The organism is Staphylococcus sp. KUGN1 (assembly GCF_045984185.1).
GTDB classification, from domain to species: Bacteria; Bacillota; Bacilli; order Staphylococcales; family Staphylococcaceae; genus Staphylococcus; species Staphylococcus warneri_A.
Genome location: NZ_JBJQIL010000002.1, coordinates 169,529 through 187,399 on the forward strand (window position 1 = coordinate 169,529; position 17,871 = coordinate 187,399).

16 protein-coding genes are annotated in these 17,871 nt (G+C 30.8%); 9 read left to right on the forward strand and 7 right to left on the reverse strand.

Features of this window, described 5'->3' with window-relative positions:
- The first annotated feature begins 159 nt into the window (after positions 1–159).
- Positions 160–1,122, forward strand: a complete 963-nt coding sequence (locus ACJQQZ_RS07295; RefSeq protein WP_145505532.1) for a YdcF family protein — start codon at positions 160–162, stop codon at positions 1,120–1,122.
- A 60-nt stretch (positions 1,123–1,182) separates the two neighbouring features.
- Here the strand turns inward: ACJQQZ_RS07295 and ACJQQZ_RS07300 are convergent, their stop codons facing one another.
- Positions 1,183–1,857, reverse strand: coding sequence for an ABC transporter ATP-binding protein (locus ACJQQZ_RS07300; protein WP_145505534.1), 675 nt, complete (start codon positions 1,855–1,857; stop codon positions 1,183–1,185).
- A complete protein-coding gene (locus tag ACJQQZ_RS07305) occupies positions 1,857–2,915 on the reverse strand; it encodes an ABC transporter permease (protein ID WP_145505537.1) in 1,059 nt (352 codons plus the stop codon). The genes ACJQQZ_RS07300 and ACJQQZ_RS07305 overlap by 1 nt, the downstream gene beginning before the upstream one ends.
- Before the next feature lie 133 nt (positions 2,916–3,048).
- Here ACJQQZ_RS07305 and ACJQQZ_RS07310 point away from each other — a divergent pair, with 133 nt between their 5' ends.
- The 4 genes from ACJQQZ_RS07310 to ACJQQZ_RS07325 all read left to right on the forward strand — a co-directional run bounded on the left by ACJQQZ_RS07310 (position 3,049) and on the right by ACJQQZ_RS07325 (position 6,136).
- Entirely contained in the window at positions 3,049–3,723 is a 675-nt protein-coding gene (locus ACJQQZ_RS07310) for a response regulator transcription factor (RefSeq protein WP_145505539.1), read from the forward strand.
- Positions 3,716–5,083, forward strand: coding sequence for a sensor histidine kinase (locus ACJQQZ_RS07315; RefSeq protein ID WP_145505542.1), 1,368 nt, complete (start codon positions 3,716–3,718; stop codon positions 5,081–5,083). The genes ACJQQZ_RS07310 and ACJQQZ_RS07315 overlap by 8 nt, the downstream gene beginning before the upstream one ends.
- Before the next feature lie 118 nt (positions 5,084–5,201).
- Positions 5,202–5,675 carry a LytTR family DNA-binding domain-containing protein gene (locus ACJQQZ_RS07320; protein WP_232133582.1) on the forward strand — a complete coding sequence of 158 codons (474 nt, stop codon included), beginning with the start codon at positions 5,202–5,204 and terminating at the stop codon, positions 5,673–5,675.
- Complete coding sequence (locus tag ACJQQZ_RS07325) at positions 5,672–6,136, forward strand: DUF3021 domain-containing protein (RefSeq protein ID WP_002452407.1); 465 nt, start codon at positions 5,672–5,674, stop codon at positions 6,134–6,136. Before ACJQQZ_RS07320 ends, ACJQQZ_RS07325 begins: the two co-directional genes overlap by 4 nt.
- Positions 6,137–6,194: 58 nt before the next feature.
- On the opposite strand, the gene mqo is transcribed toward ACJQQZ_RS07325, so the two are convergent.
- The gene (gene mqo, locus ACJQQZ_RS07330; RefSeq protein ID WP_002452408.1) at positions 6,195–7,673 is read right to left on the reverse strand and encodes a malate dehydrogenase (quinone); all 1,479 of its coding nucleotides are present in this window, start codon (positions 7,671–7,673) and stop codon (positions 6,195–6,197) included.
- Between the two features lie 436 nt (positions 7,674–8,109).
- On the opposite strand from mqo, the gene ACJQQZ_RS07335 reads away from it, so the two are divergent.
- Positions 8,110–9,255 carry a glycosyltransferase family 4 protein gene (locus ACJQQZ_RS07335; protein ID WP_145505545.1) on the forward strand — a complete coding sequence of 382 codons (1,146 nt, stop codon included), beginning with the start codon at positions 8,110–8,112 and terminating at the stop codon, positions 9,253–9,255.
- Positions 9,256–9,331: 76 nt separating this feature from the next.
- On the opposite strand, the gene ACJQQZ_RS07340 is transcribed toward ACJQQZ_RS07335, so the two are convergent.
- Entirely contained in the window at positions 9,332–10,933 is a 1,602-nt protein-coding gene (locus ACJQQZ_RS07340; protein WP_002452410.1) for an L-lactate permease, read from the reverse strand.
- A gap of 341 nt (positions 10,934–11,274) precedes the next feature.
- Here ACJQQZ_RS07340 and ACJQQZ_RS07345 point away from each other — a divergent pair, with 341 nt between their 5' ends.
- Positions 11,275–12,957 carry a CDP-glycerol glycerophosphotransferase family protein gene (locus ACJQQZ_RS07345; protein WP_002452411.1) on the forward strand — a complete coding sequence of 561 codons (1,683 nt, stop codon included), beginning with the start codon at positions 11,275–11,277 and terminating at the stop codon, positions 12,955–12,957.
- Positions 12,958–13,041: 84 nt separating this feature from the next.
- Here the strand turns inward: ACJQQZ_RS07345 and ACJQQZ_RS07350 are convergent, their stop codons facing one another.
- The 3 genes from ACJQQZ_RS07350 to ACJQQZ_RS07360 all read right to left on the reverse strand — a co-directional run bounded on the left by ACJQQZ_RS07350 (position 13,042) and on the right by ACJQQZ_RS07360 (position 16,681).
- On the reverse strand, positions 13,042–13,689 hold the full coding sequence (locus ACJQQZ_RS07350) for a TpgX protein (protein WP_145505547.1): 648 nt from the start codon (positions 13,687–13,689) through the stop codon (positions 13,042–13,044).
- A 163-nt stretch (positions 13,690–13,852) separates the two neighbouring features.
- Positions 13,853–16,015: a bifunctional glycosyltransferase/CDP-glycerol:glycerophosphate glycerophosphotransferase gene (locus ACJQQZ_RS07355; RefSeq protein WP_145505550.1), complete on the reverse strand. Its 2,163-nt coding sequence runs from the start codon at positions 16,013–16,015 to the stop codon at positions 13,853–13,855.
- 153 nt (positions 16,016–16,168) lie between these two features.
- On the reverse strand, positions 16,169–16,681 hold the full coding sequence (locus ACJQQZ_RS07360) for a GNAT family N-acetyltransferase (protein ID WP_002452414.1): 513 nt from the start codon (positions 16,679–16,681) through the stop codon (positions 16,169–16,171).
- A gap of 247 nt (positions 16,682–16,928) precedes the next feature.
- Here ACJQQZ_RS07360 and tatA point away from each other — a divergent pair, with 247 nt between their 5' ends.
- Positions 16,929–17,147: a twin-arginine translocase TatA/TatE family subunit gene (tatA, locus tag ACJQQZ_RS07365; protein WP_002452415.1), complete on the forward strand. Its 219-nt coding sequence runs from the start codon at positions 16,929–16,931 to the stop codon at positions 17,145–17,147.
- Positions 17,131–17,865, forward strand: a complete 735-nt coding sequence (gene tatC / locus ACJQQZ_RS07370) for a twin-arginine translocase subunit TatC (protein WP_002452416.1) — start codon at positions 17,131–17,133, stop codon at positions 17,863–17,865. Before tatA ends, tatC begins: the two co-directional genes overlap by 17 nt.
- The last annotated feature ends 6 nt before the right edge of the window (positions 17,866–17,871 follow it).

The window sequence follows — 17,871 nt, forward strand, 5'->3', positions numbered from 1 at the left end:
TGATTTATATAAATTATTTATTTTTCATCCTATAAATGATATCAAGAAAAATTATAAAATGAAACCTTTAAAACAGTTTTATCACAATAACTTTTGAGTTGCTTATTTATTTACTATCAACTACATTTATATATACATACAATATTGAGGTGCGCGCGCATGATTCCTTTGATTTTAACATTACTTATCATCATGATTGTCTTGTCATTATTAATTAACCAGTACGTCACTTTGAGTGTGACAGGATTTATTTCTACTATTATATTAGGTTTCTTAAATTTAATATTTCATCTCATTACGTATAGCATTCCATATGAATTGATGGTGCTTATGCTTATTTTAATCTCATTTTGTTTATTTAAACACCATGCTATTTTGTTTAATTCGCGTGGTCGTCAATTTATTAAACAAATGGGTTTGAGCGTCATGCGCTTAACATTATTTATAAGTGCTTGTTTCTATATTAGCTTGTCACCGTTACTTATTATTAATGGCATTGCATTATGGCTATGTTTGATTGGATTTACAACATTATTTGCATTTCTTTGTTATCTCATATGGTCATCTGTCTTTGGTTCACGTCATTTCAATCAATCAGTGGATTTAATTATTGTATTAGGGGCAGGTATATTTACTGAAGAAGTGACACCAATGTTAAAAGAACGATTAAACCGTGCACTTGAAATTTATCATCATTCTGAACATAAGCCTCAACTACTTGTATCAGGCGGACAGGGGCCAGATGAACCTATACCAGAGTCAATCGCAATGCAACGATATTTGATTAAACAAGGCGTCCCTAATGACAATATTTTATTAGAACAACAATCTACTAATACACACACAAACTTTGTATACTCTAAAGAAATTATTCTTCAATATTTCAACAATATGCCAAAGATGGTATGTGTCACAAGTCAGTTTCATATATTGCGAGCACTCAAGTTAGCCCAAAATTTAGATATTCCAACCTATGGTGTTGGCAGTCATACGCCCTATCATTTCTTCCATATTTCTTTAATTAGAGACTTTTTAGGCGTGATGTATCAATACCGATTACTTTTAACGATATATTTTGCACTCACATTTTGGATAAGTATCATCATTTTATGGATAAAATAAAAAGTGTCTTGTATACGCTACATTCTTACGTACATAAGACACTTTTTTATAAATGTTCTATCAATTGATATACTTTGCAATCTTGCCATCTTCAAGGTAAATGACTTTATCAGCATATTCAAACAATCGTTGGTCATGTGTGACCATAATGCCACACATATCATTATTTATAATTTCCTTTTTAATCATTTTTACTACGGATAATGCTCGTTTAGCATCTAAACTAGCTGTTGGTTCATCTGCTAATAACAGTTTAGGATCATTCATCAATGCTCTCATAATCGCAACTCTTTGCTTTTGTCCACCCGATAACATATGAGGAAAGGCATTTAATTTGTCTGATAATCCAATGTCCGTTAATAACTTAGACGCTCGTTGATAAGCTTCCTTTTTAGACATTCCTGCTTCTCTTCCTACAATTGTAAGTTGATCCATCACTGATAAATAAGGCACTAAATGAGATGATTGGAATATAAATCCAATATCCGTTAAACGACGTTCAGTATTACGTCGAGTATTTGAAAATAATGGCTCTCCTGGGTAATTAATCTCTCCTTTTGTTTGGGAAAGTATACCACCTAGAATGGATAATAAAGTAGATTTTCCTGAACCTGAAGCACCAGAAAGTATAACAAACTCTCCTGGTTCAATTGTGATATCAATATTTTTCAATACCTTTGTTTCAGTATCTCCTTTACCAAATGTTTTCACAATATGATTAACTTGTAATGACACTATTCTCCACCTCCTATTGCTTCTATTGGATCAACCTTAACAACTTTAATAAATGATAATAATGCGCCGACTATAGCAACGATAATAAAAATACCAATCACTAAAATATAATTTATTGTATTTAAATGAAATGGCATGGTCACAGGTAAAATCATAGCAATACCAGCAATTATACCGACTGAAATGACTACGGATAATAATGTCACTATTAGAATTTGAAGTAATAAAGAAGTCAGTAAATGTCTTGTTTTGATTCCTATTGCTTTTAAAATGCCAATTTCTGATACTTTTTGAATGGTCATGACATAAAAGAAAGCACTCAGTACGATTGCTGTAATAACGAACAGACTCATCACCATCATTTTTAAAGGTGCTTGTTCAGCTTGATAACTTGCGATGTTTGCTTTCAATTCATCGGTACTCGTCACTTTGATTCCTGGAATATCGTTTATTTGCTTTTCTTCCTGTTGAGATAGTGTGTTAACAGGATAAAATAACGCATATTGTCTATTAATATCCTGGAACCCCTTTTGATCCATCAATACGATAGAGCTATGTGCATACATTGCATCATCAAGAATACCTGTGACTTTATATGTTTGTTGATGGTGCTTGAACTGAATAACATCCCCTATTTTAATACCTTCACCTGTCAGTTTTTGATTTACTGCAATTTGATTCTTCTTTGTAGGTAGTTGTCCTTCCTTCAAATCAAATTGCTGTTCTTGTGGAGAATACATTGTGAGTACATCTTCATCATTATTACCAGCCACTTCTAAACTTTGTATATTCATTTGAGTTGACTTTATATTAATCAACTTATTAATTTTCATTTGCTGTTTTGATGATAGATGAGATTTTTCAATCTGAGGTTCTTTCATATCTTGAGTAATATAATGTGTTGATTTAAATTGATCGAACATAGACACATTTTCTCTAGCTAGTCCTTGTGCTAAACCACTAATAAATAACACCATTAAGCTTAATAAGACAATGATTAACATGATTAATACATATCTAAACTTATAAAATTTAATTTCATTCCATGCTAATTTCATTCATACTCGCTCCTAAACTATGTTTGTTGATAGTTGTATCATAAGAAACATTTGTGAACTGAATGTGAACTCAAGCATACATTGTTTTCTAAAATTTATTCATTGTATAATAAAGGAAAAAAGGAGTGTGGATATGAATCGTTGCCTTATTGTAGATGATGATCCTAAAATATTAAATTACGTTGTAACACATTTAGAAAAAGAACATTTCTATACATATACCCATACAAATGGTGAAGAAGCACTTCATTTTCTTGATAATCATCCAGTCGATATTGCAATCGTGGATATTATGATGCATGAGATGGATGGATTTGAATTATGTCATATGATTAAAGAAGTTTATGATTTACCAGTGATTATGTTAACGGCGAGAGATGCACTTAGTGATAAAGAACGTGCATTTATAAGTGGGACGGATGATTATTTAACTAAGCCTTTTGAAGTTAAAGAGTTGATCTATCGTATTAAGGCTGTCTTACGTCGTTACCACATCCATGCGGATGAAACATTAACGATTGGGAATTTAACGTTACATCAAGCTTATATGGAAGTAGTAGTAAATGGTAAAACGATGACATTACCTAACAAAGAATTTCAACTTTTATTTCTATTAGCTTCAAATGAAAAGCAAATATTTTCTAGGACACATCTTATCGAAAAAATATGGGGTTATGATTACGAAGGTGATGAAAGAACTATTGACGTACATATAAAACGATTGCGACAACGATTGCAGCAACTAGATTCAGACGTGACAATTAAAACAGTACGTGGTCAAGGTTATAAGGTAGAACATCATGTTTAAAACGTTATATATCAGAATCGCTGTCTATACTATTACTGTCATATTATTCAGTGCCTTTATTAGTTTTATTTTGACAAATATCTATTACCATTTTAATTTAAAGGCGTCTAATGATGCGAAAATCATGACAATGTTAAAAGAATCAAGAGATTTTGAAAGTTACAATAATAATCAACTTAATCATTACTTTAAACATCTTGGTCAGATGAATTATCAAATTATGACAGTTGATCAGGATGGTAAGAAAACATTCTATGGTGCAAAATTTAGAAAAGACAACTTATCACAACGTCATATTAAAAGTGTCTTAAATGGCAACGAATATCACGGTATTAAAAATAAGCCTTTCGAACTTTTTGTAACAGGCTTTTTCGATAATGAAACGGATAACACTGTAGGTTTACAATTTAAAAATCATCACGAAAACGTCGCTGTCTTTATGCGTCCTGATATTGGTGAAACATTTAGTGAGTTTAGATTATTTTTAGCAGTACTCTTAACTTTATTATTATTAATCTCTATTTCACTTGTCATCGCTTCAACCTATGCCATTGTTAGGCCTGTTAAACAATTAAAACAAGGTACAGAAAGATTAATGAATGGGGACTTTAACACTCCTATCAAACAGACCCGTCAAGATGAAATAGGCACACTACAATATCGCTTTGATATGATGCGTCAATCTTTAAAGCAAGTTGATGAAATGCGACAACATTTTGTTCAGAATGTATCACATGAAATTAAAACACCACTCACACACATTAGACAATCATTAGTCGATTTAGAACGCGCTAAAAGTCAAAACGAACGTCAACAAAGTATTAATCATATCTATCAAATTACAAACCAGTTGAGCGAACTAACAAAAGAATTACTATTACTTTCAGAACTAGATAATGCACAGCATTTAACATTTTCGGATTATATTCAACTCGATCAATTAATCAATCACATTGTAAGACATGAACATTACGCTATCGATCAAAAATCACTTATGCTGATGTCAGATTTAGAGTCTACTTATTTCCTAGGAAATGAAAGACTGATACATCAGGCCGTTAGTAATCTTATTAGCAATGCCATCAAGTATTCTTACGATGCATCACTCATTAATATTGAATTGAAACAAATAGCTCAAGGCATTCAAATTCAAGTTACTAATCAAGGTGATATCATCGACACGTTAGAGCAATCTCATTTGTTTGAGCGCTTTTACAAGCGTAGTACAGATGACAATAGTAACGGGTTGGGTCTAGCTATTACACAATCTATAATCCAGCTCCATCACGGAAAAATACACGTTACTAGTAACCATCAAGATGGTACAACCTTTACAATTATTTTGCCCAAAAATATATAATACTTTCACAAATGAGCAATAAAGCTATGTGGTTATTATCTTTGATAATTAACCACATAGCTTTATATATTAACCGCTTATCTTTATTTATCCTTTTCCAAATAATTATTATGTTTTAATGATTGATATAGAGGAGGTTACACCTGTGCAATTAAAATTATTTATTAGCCCCACTGAACGAAAGCAATTTGTAGAAATCCATTCACCACAAATGGATAAAAGTGTACAAAAAATAATTCAAACTGTTGAAGACATTGATCGTTTAACCGAAATAAATGGCAAATTAGATGAAGATATATTCCAACTAAAAATTGAAGATATCGCTAGCTTCCGTACTCAACAAAAACAAGTTGTAGCAGTATCCAATGGCAAAGTTTTCAATACTAAATACCGACTATATGAGTTAGAAGAACAACTCCCAAACACTTTCATTCGTATATCTAAGTCTGAAATTGTTAATCAACATGCCATTATTAAACTACAATTAGAAGCAAACGGATTAATACGTATGTATTTAAAGAACTTAGACGATGATTACACTTATTCCTCTAGAAGATATTTAAAATCAATTAAGGAGAGATTATCATTATGAAAAATATTTATAAATCCCTTTTCATTAGTTTAATGATTGGATTATTGCTTTCTAATTTTTTCAGTTTTCTCTATGCTAATGGACACTATCATCCATTGTCACCGTCTTCAACAATGGGCACAATTTATTACCATCATTTTTCAGAGCCTATCATTATGTTAATATCAATGTCTATTTGGATGCTAATAGGTCTTTTATTTTCATTTAATAGCCTAATATTCAATGCTACTGATTGGAGTATTACAAAATCTACATTTGTTCATTTTATTTGTAGTTATTTTCCATTTACTATCCTTGCAATCTTAGCAGGTTGGTTCCCCTTAAAAATGATGAGTTTAGTTTCATACACCATCATTTTCATAGGCATCTACATCTTGATATGGTTTATAAGTTACTTAAAAACAAAAAAAGAAATCAAAAACATTAATGAAAAGCTTATCAAATTTAATTCTAATCATTAATAAAAACACCTTTCTTACTAGTAGTTGATCTACTTATAAGAGAGGCGCTTTCCTTTTATTATTTAACTTTTAAATATTTAACAATTTCTTTATTTACTGCGTGATACACATCTTCATGTTCTGATAAGTTTAAACCGAATGAAGGTACCATTTCTTTAATAGCTGGTTCCCATGATTTAAAGTCATCTTTATAACATCTTTGAAGGACGTCAAACATGATATCTACAGCTGTGGATGCACCTGGTGATGCACCAAGTAGCGCTGCTAATGTGCCATCTTCTGACGTAATCACTTCTGTACCAAATTGTAGGTTTCCTTTGGCATCTTTAGTATCTTTAATCACTTGTACACGTTGACCTGCAGTAATGACTTCCCAATCTTCATCTTTAGCGTTTGGTAAGAAAACTCGTAAGTCGTCAACTCTTTCTTCGTTTGAAAGCATTAATTGTGATACTAAATATTTAGTTAAATCAAACTCCTTAACACCTGCTGATAACATCGTTACGATATTATTTGGTTTTACTGATTTAATTAAATCTAAGTATGAACCTGTTTTTAAGAATTTAGGTGAGAAACCTGCAAATGGTCCAAATAGTAATGAACGTTCGCCATTCACAAATCGAGTATCTAAGTGCGGTACAGACATAGGTGGTGCTCCCACTTCTGCTTTACCATACACTTTCGCATGATGGCGATTAATTACATCAGGATTTTTACATCTTAAGAATAATCCACTTACCGGGAACCCTCCGATATGTTTAGATTCTTTGATACCTGTTTTTTGCAGTAATGGTAAGCTTGCACCGCCTGCACCAATAAATACAAAGTCAGTTTCATAAGTTGTTACTTGATTATTCGTTAAATTTTTCACTTCAACTAACCAAGTCCCATTACTTTGTTTTTTAATATCTAACACTTCGTGTTTATATTGAATTTCAACATTCTTTTGTTGTAAATTACTGAATAATTTTTTAGTTAAAGCACCGAAGTTAACATCTGTACCAGTTTCATCATAAGTAATTGCAACTGGTTCGTCATCTGTTCTACCTTCCATCATCAACGGTACCCATTCAGCAATTTTATTTCTATCTTCAGAAATTTCCATTTTACCGAATAATACATTTTTTTGAAGACTTTCTACACGACGTTTCAAGAATTCAATATTGTTTGTACCTTTAACGAAGCTCATATGTGGTACTGATTGGATAAAGTTTTCAGGATTTTCTAACTGACCTGTTCTAACTAAATATGCCCAAAATTGTTTAGAAATTTGGAATTGTTCATTGATTTTAATCGCTTTACTAATATCTACAGATCCATCTTTACCTTCTTTGGTATAGTTCAACTCACATAATGCTGAATGCCCTGTACCAGCATTATTCCATACATTTGAACTTTCTTCGCCAGGTTGATTTAACTTTTCAAATACTTTGATTTCTTTATCAGGCGTTAATTCTTTTAATAATGTTCCTAGTGTTGCACTCATAATACCGCCACCAATTAAGATGACGTCTGTTTTGCTATGTTGTGTACTCATAACAAATACAGTCCCCCTTTTTAGTTGATTAATGAAACATCAAATGATCTAGACTTATATTAAAGCGCTTTCTAATTAGAAAAAAAAATAAAATCAATTATGTTTTTCTTTTCTAAACATCATGTCGTCTTGGTTTTATTATTCATGAAATCTAGTCATAATCACTCAATCCATTACCTAAAACATGACACTTAAAACATTTTATATTGTACCATAACATGACTATTTTAATGAAAACAATCACCTATTGTACAATATAATTATAATTAATCATCTTAGGATAATTAAATTGAAATTAATATATATCTATATTTCAACCAAATAGATGTTTTCTAAATATTGGTAATATATCTATTTTAACATATTCGTTTATCTATTTCGTAATCTATGTCATGATATAATAATTAAAAATTCACAAAATATAAGAGGTGTTCAAATGAAGTCGTTCACATTTTTCATGCATAATATCTATGCCATGGGCGGTACAGTTAAATCGATTTCACAACTAGCTAACACATTAGCTGAAAAGGGTCATCCTGTTACGATTATTTCTGTCTTTAGAGGCAATGATCAACCTTATTTCAACTTACACAAAGACATCAAAGTACAAGATTTAGTTGATTATCGTTTAAAACCAACTCATTTTAATGCTATTTTAGCAAATCGAATAAGAAAATATACACCCTTGTTAAAGCCTAAACATTTATCTCAATATGAACCTGGATTAAATCAATTTTCAAGTTATGTTGAGAAAAAGATGATAAAAGCTATCAAACGTGTATCAACGGATGTCCTAATTGGTACAAGAGCAAGTTTTAATATCTTAATTGCTAAATATCAGAATAAAAATGTCACTACCGTTGCTATGGAACATATGAATTTTAATGCACATGAGCAAAAATTCCAAAATCAAATCATTAATGCCTACCGTGATGTTAATAAAATCACTACGTTAACTTCAGCCGATCAATCCATATATCAATCCAAACTAAAAACGCCCGTTTATGTAGTGCCAAATATTGCTAATAATAAACGTATCGCTGCTCAAAAGAAAAATATTATTCTTGCAGCAGGCAGATTGGAATACGAAAAAGGATTTGACCTCTTATTAGAAAGTATCAGATTAATTCAAGATGACTTAAGACATTTAAACTATGAATTACATTTATATGGTGATGGACAAGAGAAAGAACATTTAAAACAATTTATCGACCAATATCAATTACAAGATATTGTACACCTTTATCCTGCCACATCATCACTTAATCAAAAGTTAGCTCAAAGTAAAATCACTGTTATACCATCTAGAAACGAAGGATTTGGAATGGTGATATTAGAAGCTATGGCACAAGATAACATTGTCATTAGTTTCGATGGTAATACTGGTCCTGATTCAATCATTAAAAGTGGTAAGAATGGTTACTTAGTAACTCATGATGATACATCACAACTTGCTAAACGTATCGATCTAACGATGCATAATGATGAGGAACTACAACACATCATTCAAGAAGGACATGAAACACTGAAATCATATTCTGCAGAAGCCGTATACCACGACTTCATGAATATGTTCACTTAACATATAAACTTCTAAAATAAAAACTGATTTCTCGAAAATCGAGAAATCAGTTTTTAAATGCTTCTTTAATTTGTTCTTATAATATTACTGATAAGATAAATGTCCAAATACAAATGAATATGAGTAATCCAACACTGTATCTTAGAGTCATTTTTAATAGTTCTGATTCTTTACCAACTTCTTTAACAGCTGCAGTTGCAATAGCAATGGATTGAGGAGAAATCAATTTCGCTGCTACACCACCAACTGTATTAGAAGCAACCAATAATGAACCACTCGTACCAATTTGTTGTGCTACAGAAGCTTGAATAGGTGCAAATAGTGAGTTGTTATTCACAACTGAACCGGTCATAAATACACCAATCCAACCTAGTATTGGAGATAGTAATGGGAATACATCGCCTGTTTTTGCAATTCCTTGACCCATAGCACTACTTAGACCACCATATGTTGTAATTTTAGAGATAGCTAAAATAAAGCAAATTGTTAATATCGGTAACCATAACTCTTTAAATGTTACACCGAATAAACGCCCTGCATCACCAAAACCAACTTTTTTAGACATCAATACTGTAATAATAATGGTAATTAAAATCGCTGTACCTGTTTGTCCAATCAGGTTCAATGATAATGTAATTGGTTTATGTGCCACTTCACTAAATGTTCCTGGTAAATTAAAGTTTAATACTAAGCTTGATAACTTACCTTTAGGTAAGAATAAATTTTTGAATGATGGTGCGCTCCAAATCATAACAATGATCGTTAAAATGACAAATGGACTCCACGCATATAATATTGATTTAGCACTGTGGTGTTTTACTGGTTCAGGTTTTACGTCTTTTTGAACTCTAAACGTATGTTTAGGTTGGAATTTTCTAGAGAATAATGCTAAAGCTAACATTGATGCTAATGGTGGAATAATATCTGCTAATTCCGGTCCATTAAATACTGTTAATAAAGCTTGTAACACAGTATAAGTAATAGATACAACTAAGATTGAAGGTAATGTTTCTTTAATCCCTTTGAATCCATCAATGATAAAGATTAATAAAAACGGAATAAAGAAGTTGATAATAACTAATGTAAATACGGATGTTTGAGAAACGCCCATAGCTGATACATCACCAGGTAAATGTAAAGTATCAATAACTCCAACTGGAATACCAATAGCTCCAAATGCACCTGAAGCTGCGTTTGCAACTAAACATAACATAGCAGCTTGTAATGGTTTGAAGCCTAATTGCGCTAATAATAATGCACAAATCGCAATAGGAACCCCAAATCCAGCAGCCCCTTCTAAAAAGGCATTAAATGAGAATCCAATTAATAACAATTGAATACGTTGGTCTTGCGAAATACTCGTAATGCTATCTTGAATCGTTGAGAACTGTCCAGATTCTAATGTGATTTTATACAGTAATACTGCCATCATAACAATATAACCAATAGGGATAATACCTTGGAAGAAACCTTCCACAACTGCGCCTGAAGCAATACCTACTGGAAGTTTAAAGAACGGAATAGCGATTAACAGTGTTACAACTAAAGTTGTCACTGCCGCATATATCCCTTTCATTTTAAAAACAGTTAAACATAATAAAAACAAGATAATTGGAATTGCAGCAATAATACTAGATAACACTAAGTTATCAAATGGATTGAATGAATTTACTAACATAGTTTGACTCTTCCTTTACTATAAATTTTGTTGTCTCTAGCTAGATTTATATCAAAATTAAATTATTGAATATCGATAATTGTGATTTTTCATTAAAATATATTCTTTTATCACTTGTGAACTTTTTCACAATTAAAATATATCATCTTCTAGTTAAAATTACAACATTGTTTTTATAGTTTTTCTCAATTATTTTATAATATTCTCAATCACTAACTCTTTTAAAATGCGCATAAATGCGAAAACGGTTACTTAATCAAAAATAAGTGCCTTGTGATGTATTCATACGACTCACATGATAAAATAGAAAGAATAAATTTAGTCTTAAAGAGGTCAACGATATGATAAAGCAAATTAATATTACTAATATAGAAAATATAGATATTCAACTTATAAAAGCTTTGGATGAAGGTTATACTCATTTTGCCCCTTATTCGAATGATATGATGATCCATCAAAAGATGCTCGAATCTGTAGAGTTAAAAAGCACTTCAATCATTGTTGATTATACAATCGACAAATCATATCTAAATGATTGTCGTTATTTTGGACTTGAAACCATCGATTTTATTGACTGGGTGAAAAATATTAATCATTATCCAAACGTGATTTTTGAAATTAAATCAGCCTTATCTCACCTAGAAAAATTCAATATTGAAACAATATTTGATTTAGCTTTAGTTACTATTTTAAAAGGACAACTAGCTGTCGATGGACATGTCGTCTATGATTTCAAAGCACCTATGCATACAAGTACTGCACTTTGGTCATCTATTGATAAAGATAATATAAGTAAAATCAATCAATTCTATTTAAATACGATAGCTTATGAACATCGTCAAAAAGTACCATTTCCTAAATTCACTTTTGATGACCATAGTGACTTAAGATATTCAGATTCAGTGTTATTAAGCACTAAATTCAAATTGCCCAAATGGATGTTTAAACCATTTAAAAATCATTCTTTAAAAAAACATAGAGAAATAAGTTATATATATGATAAAGACACATCGGTACTGAAAGACCATGTTGTCTTTATCGGATTTGATTATGGTTATCGTGGCAATTCTAAATATTTATTTAGCTACTTTGTAAAACGTAATCCAACGATTGAAACTTATTTTGTCACAAATGATAGACAAGGACCACATTTTATATCGCCTGATAATCCAGAAACACAAGCCATGATTGAAACAGCTAAAGTTGTGGTTACTGAAAGCTATATGCCAGATGCCATCAAACCTAATGGTACTATTATTCAGCTTTGGCATGGGACACCAATTAAAAAGTTATTTTTAGATAGTCGTGAACCAAATCAAAACTTAAATATTTATAATTACAGAGCCCGTAAATATAATAAATTAGCTAAACAAGATTATTTAGTATGTGACTCTAAACTAGCTATGGATATGTTTCATTCAGCTTTCCCAACACATCATACACACGTGTTACCTATTGGCTATCCAAGAGTGCAATATTTGTTGAATAAACTGAATGAGTCTTCATTTTATGAACAACTTAAACGTGAATTAAGATGCGACTCAAATAAACCTGTGCTATTATATGCACCGACATGGGTTTCAGATCATCATGATGATGAATTGTTACCAATCTCAGAACAATTATTAGCTAAATATAATGTCATATTCAAAGGACACGTTGAAAGTGACCGCGTAGCTCAGCTACCTGATGGCGTGATTTTACCTCAAAAAGGTATTGAAACACAGGACCTATTGCTTATTTCTGATGTCGTTTTAACAGATTATTCTTCAATTATTTTTGATGCTTTAACGATAGATAAACGTGTTTGTTTATACACACCGAATCACACAAAATATGTCGAAGAACGTGGTGTTTATATAGACGTTATCAAAAGTTTATCTAATGTCTGGTACACAGATGCTGATTTGTTAACACGTGATTTAATCAATGATATGATTCCTAAAAATCATAATCCATACATCAATAAGGATAACCAATCATTACAATACTTAACTCAACTCATTCAAGATGAACTAAAATAAAATTGTTTTTTATAAAAAGGCGTACCACAAATGGTGAGAGTTTGTGATACGCTTTTTTCTTACTATATAAATTCAGATTTTAATCTATTTTCCATAAGCTGGATCAACAACAACAGGTTGACCTTGACTATTCACTGTAACAATAGAATAAACACCATTTTGTTGTGGATCTTTAAAACTAAATACATAACTGTAATTACCATTGTTACCTTCAATGCCGTAATCATTATACGTTTTATTATGATTACCATATAAATTAGCTTCTTGTTTAGCAATATCTAAGGCAGTTTGGAAGTTTGGTAATTGTTTTAAGGCTTCTGATTGATTCACATTATCTCTTGTTAAGCTTCTTGCTACATTAACTGCATTAGTACCATGATAAGGTGCTACATAACCGTTATTACCTTGTGTAGGTTGTTGTGTATCTTGGTTTGATGAGCCTTGGTTTGGTGTACCTTGATTATTATTAGTATTACTTGGTTGCTGATTATTGTTTGTAGCACCATTATTATTTCCATTCGTATTTTGTGCTTGTTGATCTGAACTACTTCCATTATTATTGGATGACGCTTGTTGGTTATGATCACTATCTTGGTTACTACTTGTTGAATTGCTATCGTTTGAAGCTACGTTATCATTTTTATCTTTGTCTTTACTACTATCATCATTAGAACATGCTGCTGCGCCTAAAATTAAGGATAAAGCTAACAAACTCGTATACAATTTCTTCATTAATAAAACCTCCTATAGTATTTTGATTAACCATTCAAACATCTTCACCCTACTATCAACGCAGTTACATTGATAATTAAAAACATAAAAAGGGCATAATATTTAATTACTTATAAATATTATACCCTAATTTTATTAATTTTTCGTATTATTTTAATAAAGATTAACCTTCAATATCTTTATGAATTAAATCTCCAATATATTGAGATGCTGTGCCTTTATCAACTGAACAGAATCGATGATAAAATGCATCAATTTTATCTTGATAGTCATGTTGCACCTTATCTAAATCTTTAAGTTGTTTTGCTAATTCATAAGGTTCTGTAAAAATAGGACCTGGTAAATCTTTTTTATAATCCATATAGAAGCCTCGTAAGCCTTTGTCATATTTATCAATATCATATGCAAAGAAGAATTGAGGGCGTTTTAAAATACCGTAATCAAACATAACTGAAGAGTAATCTGTAATGAGACAATCACTCACTAAGAATAACTCAGATACATCGTTATAATTAGAAACATCCACAGCAAAGTTTTCAAATCCTGTTAAATCAATCGCATTTGAAATTAAATAATGCATACGTAAAAGGATAACATAGTCATCGCCTAATTCTTGATATAAATTATCTAGATCGATTTTCAGTTCAAATAAATACTTGCCTTTACTTACAAACTCGTCATCTCTCCAAGTTGGCGCATACATAATGACTTTTTTATCTTCAGGAATATTTAAGTTCTTCTTAATTTCATTTTTAAAATCTTCATCGTTTGCTCTATTTACTAAAATATCATTTCTAGGATAACCAATTTCTAACATTCTAGGTTCATCCATCCAAAATGCACTTTTGAAAATTTCAGTAGAATATCTGTTTGGAGAAATTAAATAGTCCCATCTTGATGTTTCACGATTAAAGTTTCGTTTATATTTAGGTGTCGTCGTACCTGGCATACGAACCACTTTCATATCATTAGCTAAGCGTTTCAATGGTGTGCCGTGCCAAGTTTGAATGTAAGTTTGATTTTCTTTCTTATTTAAATATAATGGTAATCTCGCATTTGAAACCCAATGACTCGCTTCAGAATATGCTTTATAATAGGCTTCTGAATTTCGTTTAACTGTTTCCGCATTACCTGGAACTACGTGATTTTTAGGATTTTTAAATGACCAAACATAACGATAATTCGGATAATATTTTTGCATATATTCATAAATATATTTAGGACTATCGCTATAGTTTTTACCACTGAATGATTCAAATACAATCGTTTCTGGCTTAACATTGTCTTCTTTATCTGTTAATTCATAAATAGAGCGATTTTTATTCTTATTACGTAAAACAATATTTTTAACATGTCTTAATGTCTTTCTAAATTGATTCACTTGAAATGCTTTTTCTGTATCTTCGTTCATTAATAGAATCGTTTCAATTTTGTTAATAAGATGTTGATGTTTAATCAAGTTCACATTTAAATAACGTGCAAGTTCAACAAGTGTTTCTTTGTGTGCAGCATATCGTTTCTTAATATCATGATGTGTAGGATCAAAATCTCTCGCAATTTGCTGTTCTAATTTATTAATAATAAATGATTTAGTCTCTTTATGAGTGACACGTGCCATTGCATCATAGAACATTTTGACATAATCTTCGAATAAGATGTCAAAGTCTTGTTCACTTAATGTCTTACCATCAAATGGATCATATACTTCTCCACGATAATAGAATGAGAAATTCGTAATTCTCATAAATTTATTAACATATTTTGAATACTCAATAACGAATGACCAGTCTGTATACACATTTAAATCTTCATTAAACTTTAAATCATGTGCTCTGACGATAGCCGTTCTAAAAATAATGTTACATGCTGTTTGCTTTCTTAAAAATGAATTAATATTACGTTTACCATCAAAATAGTTAACTTTTACTTTGTCTAAGTCAACATATTGTGGCTTTTTAAGCATAAATGAATGCACAGGTGCAATTAACCCATCTGTATAATTAAACTTATCTAAGTAAAAAGTAATTGCATAAGAAGCTAATTCATCATCTGCATCTAAGAACATGAAATAAGGAGTTTCTACTTCCTTCATTGCAACATTTCGTGCGTGTGCATGACCTTGATTTTCTTCTAATTTAATGTAATTAACTTTTTTATCATAATCTTTAAGTGATTCTTTCATCAATGCCTCTGTTTGATCTGTGGAACCATCGTTAACTATGATAACTTCAAAATCTTGAGTACGTTGTTGCTTAATACTTTCTATACAACTTTGAATATACTCCTCTGAATTATAGTAAGTGACAATAATCGTCAATGAATGCATCTAATACGTCCTTTCCAACGTTAAATCTTTTTATATTTATCTAATTATTTTAATCATAATTAAAAAATTAACGTCATCATTATATCTGACTTTGTACTGATATGCGAATAATTCAATATGTGATTTCAAATCAAATCATAGATATATACATAATTATAATTCCTTTTCCATGATAATATCTCTATCCACAACATCTCCTGTAATAAATTCGTGGTGTCCTGTTTCAACAAAACCTCGTGATTCATAAAACTTAATGGCTTGAGGATTATTTTCCCAAACGCCTAACCAAATTTTGGATTTTTTATATGCTTTTGCTTTCTCAACAGCAAGGTCTATAAATTTTTTGCCTCTGCCTCCACCTTGATGTGATTGATAAAAATAAATACGTTGAACTTCTAAATAATCGGGGCCATGTGGTTCAGTTTGTGCATCATCAACATTAAATTTTGTGTATCCAACAATGTCGTCATCTTCAGTAAAAAAATAATAAAATGATAACGGTTCTTGTAATTCTTTTTTTAAAGTCTCAATATTAAACGCACTATCAAAGTACTTTTGTAAATTTTCATCTGTATAGAATGGTCCAAATGTTTCATAAAACGTATCTATCGCTAACTTTTGTAATGTTTCAACTTCTTCAATACTTACTTCCCTTATTTGTTTCATGATTACATAAATCCCCCTTTAATCGTGTAGATTAACAATACTTTATCTTATTTCTTAAAAAAATTCATCTATTATTAATTATTTTCATAATTAAAGCAATCACTTTGGACTTCAAGCATCTCGTTTTGATTCTAACGGTATTTAGTTTTATAAAAAATCTTTTAAAAAGTAAAATACTTATTGATAATCTTTATCAATAAGTATAAAGTTATAATTAATCAATCACACTCATAAAGGATGGAATTAAATGGAAAATTTGTTTGTATTAGGAATTACTGGACCTACAAGTCTTGTCATCATTAGTATTATTGCCTTAATCATTTTTGGACCTACGAAGTTACCACAATTTGGACGTGCTATTGGATCAACATTAAAAGAATTTAAATCCGCTGCTGAACACATGGACGACGATTCTACAGACACACCCAGTAAAGCATCAAAATCACAACGTGAACAATCAAAATAACTCGACATTATTAGACCATTTTACTGAATTACGACAACGATTAGTACATACTCTGATTGCCTTTATTATCGCAACAGTGATAACTTACCTATCATCACATTGGTGGGTTAAACCTTTTTTACATTATGTAAAACGTTCTGATGTGACATTGCACACATTCTCGTTTACTGAAACCATACAAATTTATATTATGATTATATTTACGGTTGCCCTTTGCATTATTGCACCAATGATTTTCTATCAATTATGGGCATTTATCGCACCAGGCTTACATCAACATGAACGCAAATTCATCTATAAATATAGTATCTTTTGTGCAGTTCTTTTTATTCTTGGCGTTATATTTGCCTTTTTTATTGGTTTTCCACTGATTATTAATTTTTCAATTAACTTATCAGATGCCCTTAGTATCGAACCAATCATAGGTTTAAAAGCATATTTAGGAGAACTCATAAGATGGCTATTGGTTTTTGGTTTTTTATTCCAAATTCCAGTACTATTTTTAGGATTAGCGCATTTTGGTTTAATTGATCCGCGCCAATTAGGTACTTATCGTAAATATATTTATTTTGCATGTTTTGTAGTTGCTAGTATCATTGCACCACCTGATTTAGTACTTAATTTATTATTAACGTTACCTTTAATTCTTTTATTTGAATTTAGTATGCTCATCGCCAAAATCACATATAAACAGCAAAACATCTCGAACGAAGTCTAATATCTT

Coding starts and splice junctions, on each gene's coding strand:
- ACJQQZ_RS07295 (WP_145505532.1), top strand. CDS start 160: ATGATTCCTTTGATTTTAACATTACTTATCATCATGATTGTCTTGTCA.
- ACJQQZ_RS07305 (WP_145505537.1), bottom strand. CDS start 2,915: ATGAAATTAGCATGGAATGAAATTAAATTTTATAAGTTTAGATATGTA.
- ACJQQZ_RS07310 (WP_145505539.1), top strand. CDS start 3,049: ATGAATCGTTGCCTTATTGTAGATGATGATCCTAAAATATTAAATTAC.
- ACJQQZ_RS07315 (WP_145505542.1), top strand. CDS start 3,716: ATGTTTAAAACGTTATATATCAGAATCGCTGTCTATACTATTACTGTC.
- ACJQQZ_RS07320 (WP_232133582.1), top strand. CDS start 5,202: ATGATTGATATAGAGGAGGTTACACCTGTGCAATTAAAATTATTTATT.
- ACJQQZ_RS07325 (WP_002452407.1), top strand. CDS start 5,672: ATGAAAAATATTTATAAATCCCTTTTCATTAGTTTAATGATTGGATTA.
- mqo (WP_002452408.1), bottom strand. CDS start 7,673: ATGAGTACACAACATAGCAAAACAGACGTCATCTTAATTGGTGGCGGT.
- ACJQQZ_RS07335 (WP_145505545.1), top strand. CDS start 8,110: ATGAAGTCGTTCACATTTTTCATGCATAATATCTATGCCATGGGCGGT.
- ACJQQZ_RS07340 (WP_002452410.1), bottom strand. CDS start 10,933: ATGTTAGTAAATTCATTCAATCCATTTGATAACTTAGTGTTATCTAGT.
- ACJQQZ_RS07345 (WP_002452411.1), top strand. CDS start 11,275: ATGATAAAGCAAATTAATATTACTAATATAGAAAATATAGATATTCAA.
- ACJQQZ_RS07350 (WP_145505547.1), bottom strand. CDS start 13,689: ATGAAGAAATTGTATACGAGTTTGTTAGCTTTATCCTTAATTTTAGGC.
- ACJQQZ_RS07355 (WP_145505550.1), bottom strand. CDS start 16,015: ATGCATTCATTGACGATTATTGTCACTTACTATAATTCAGAGGAGTAT.
- ACJQQZ_RS07360 (WP_002452414.1), bottom strand. CDS start 16,681: ATGAAACAAATAAGGGAAGTAAGTATTGAAGAAGTTGAAACATTACAA.
- tatA (WP_002452415.1), top strand. CDS start 16,929: ATGGAAAATTTGTTTGTATTAGGAATTACTGGACCTACAAGTCTTGTC.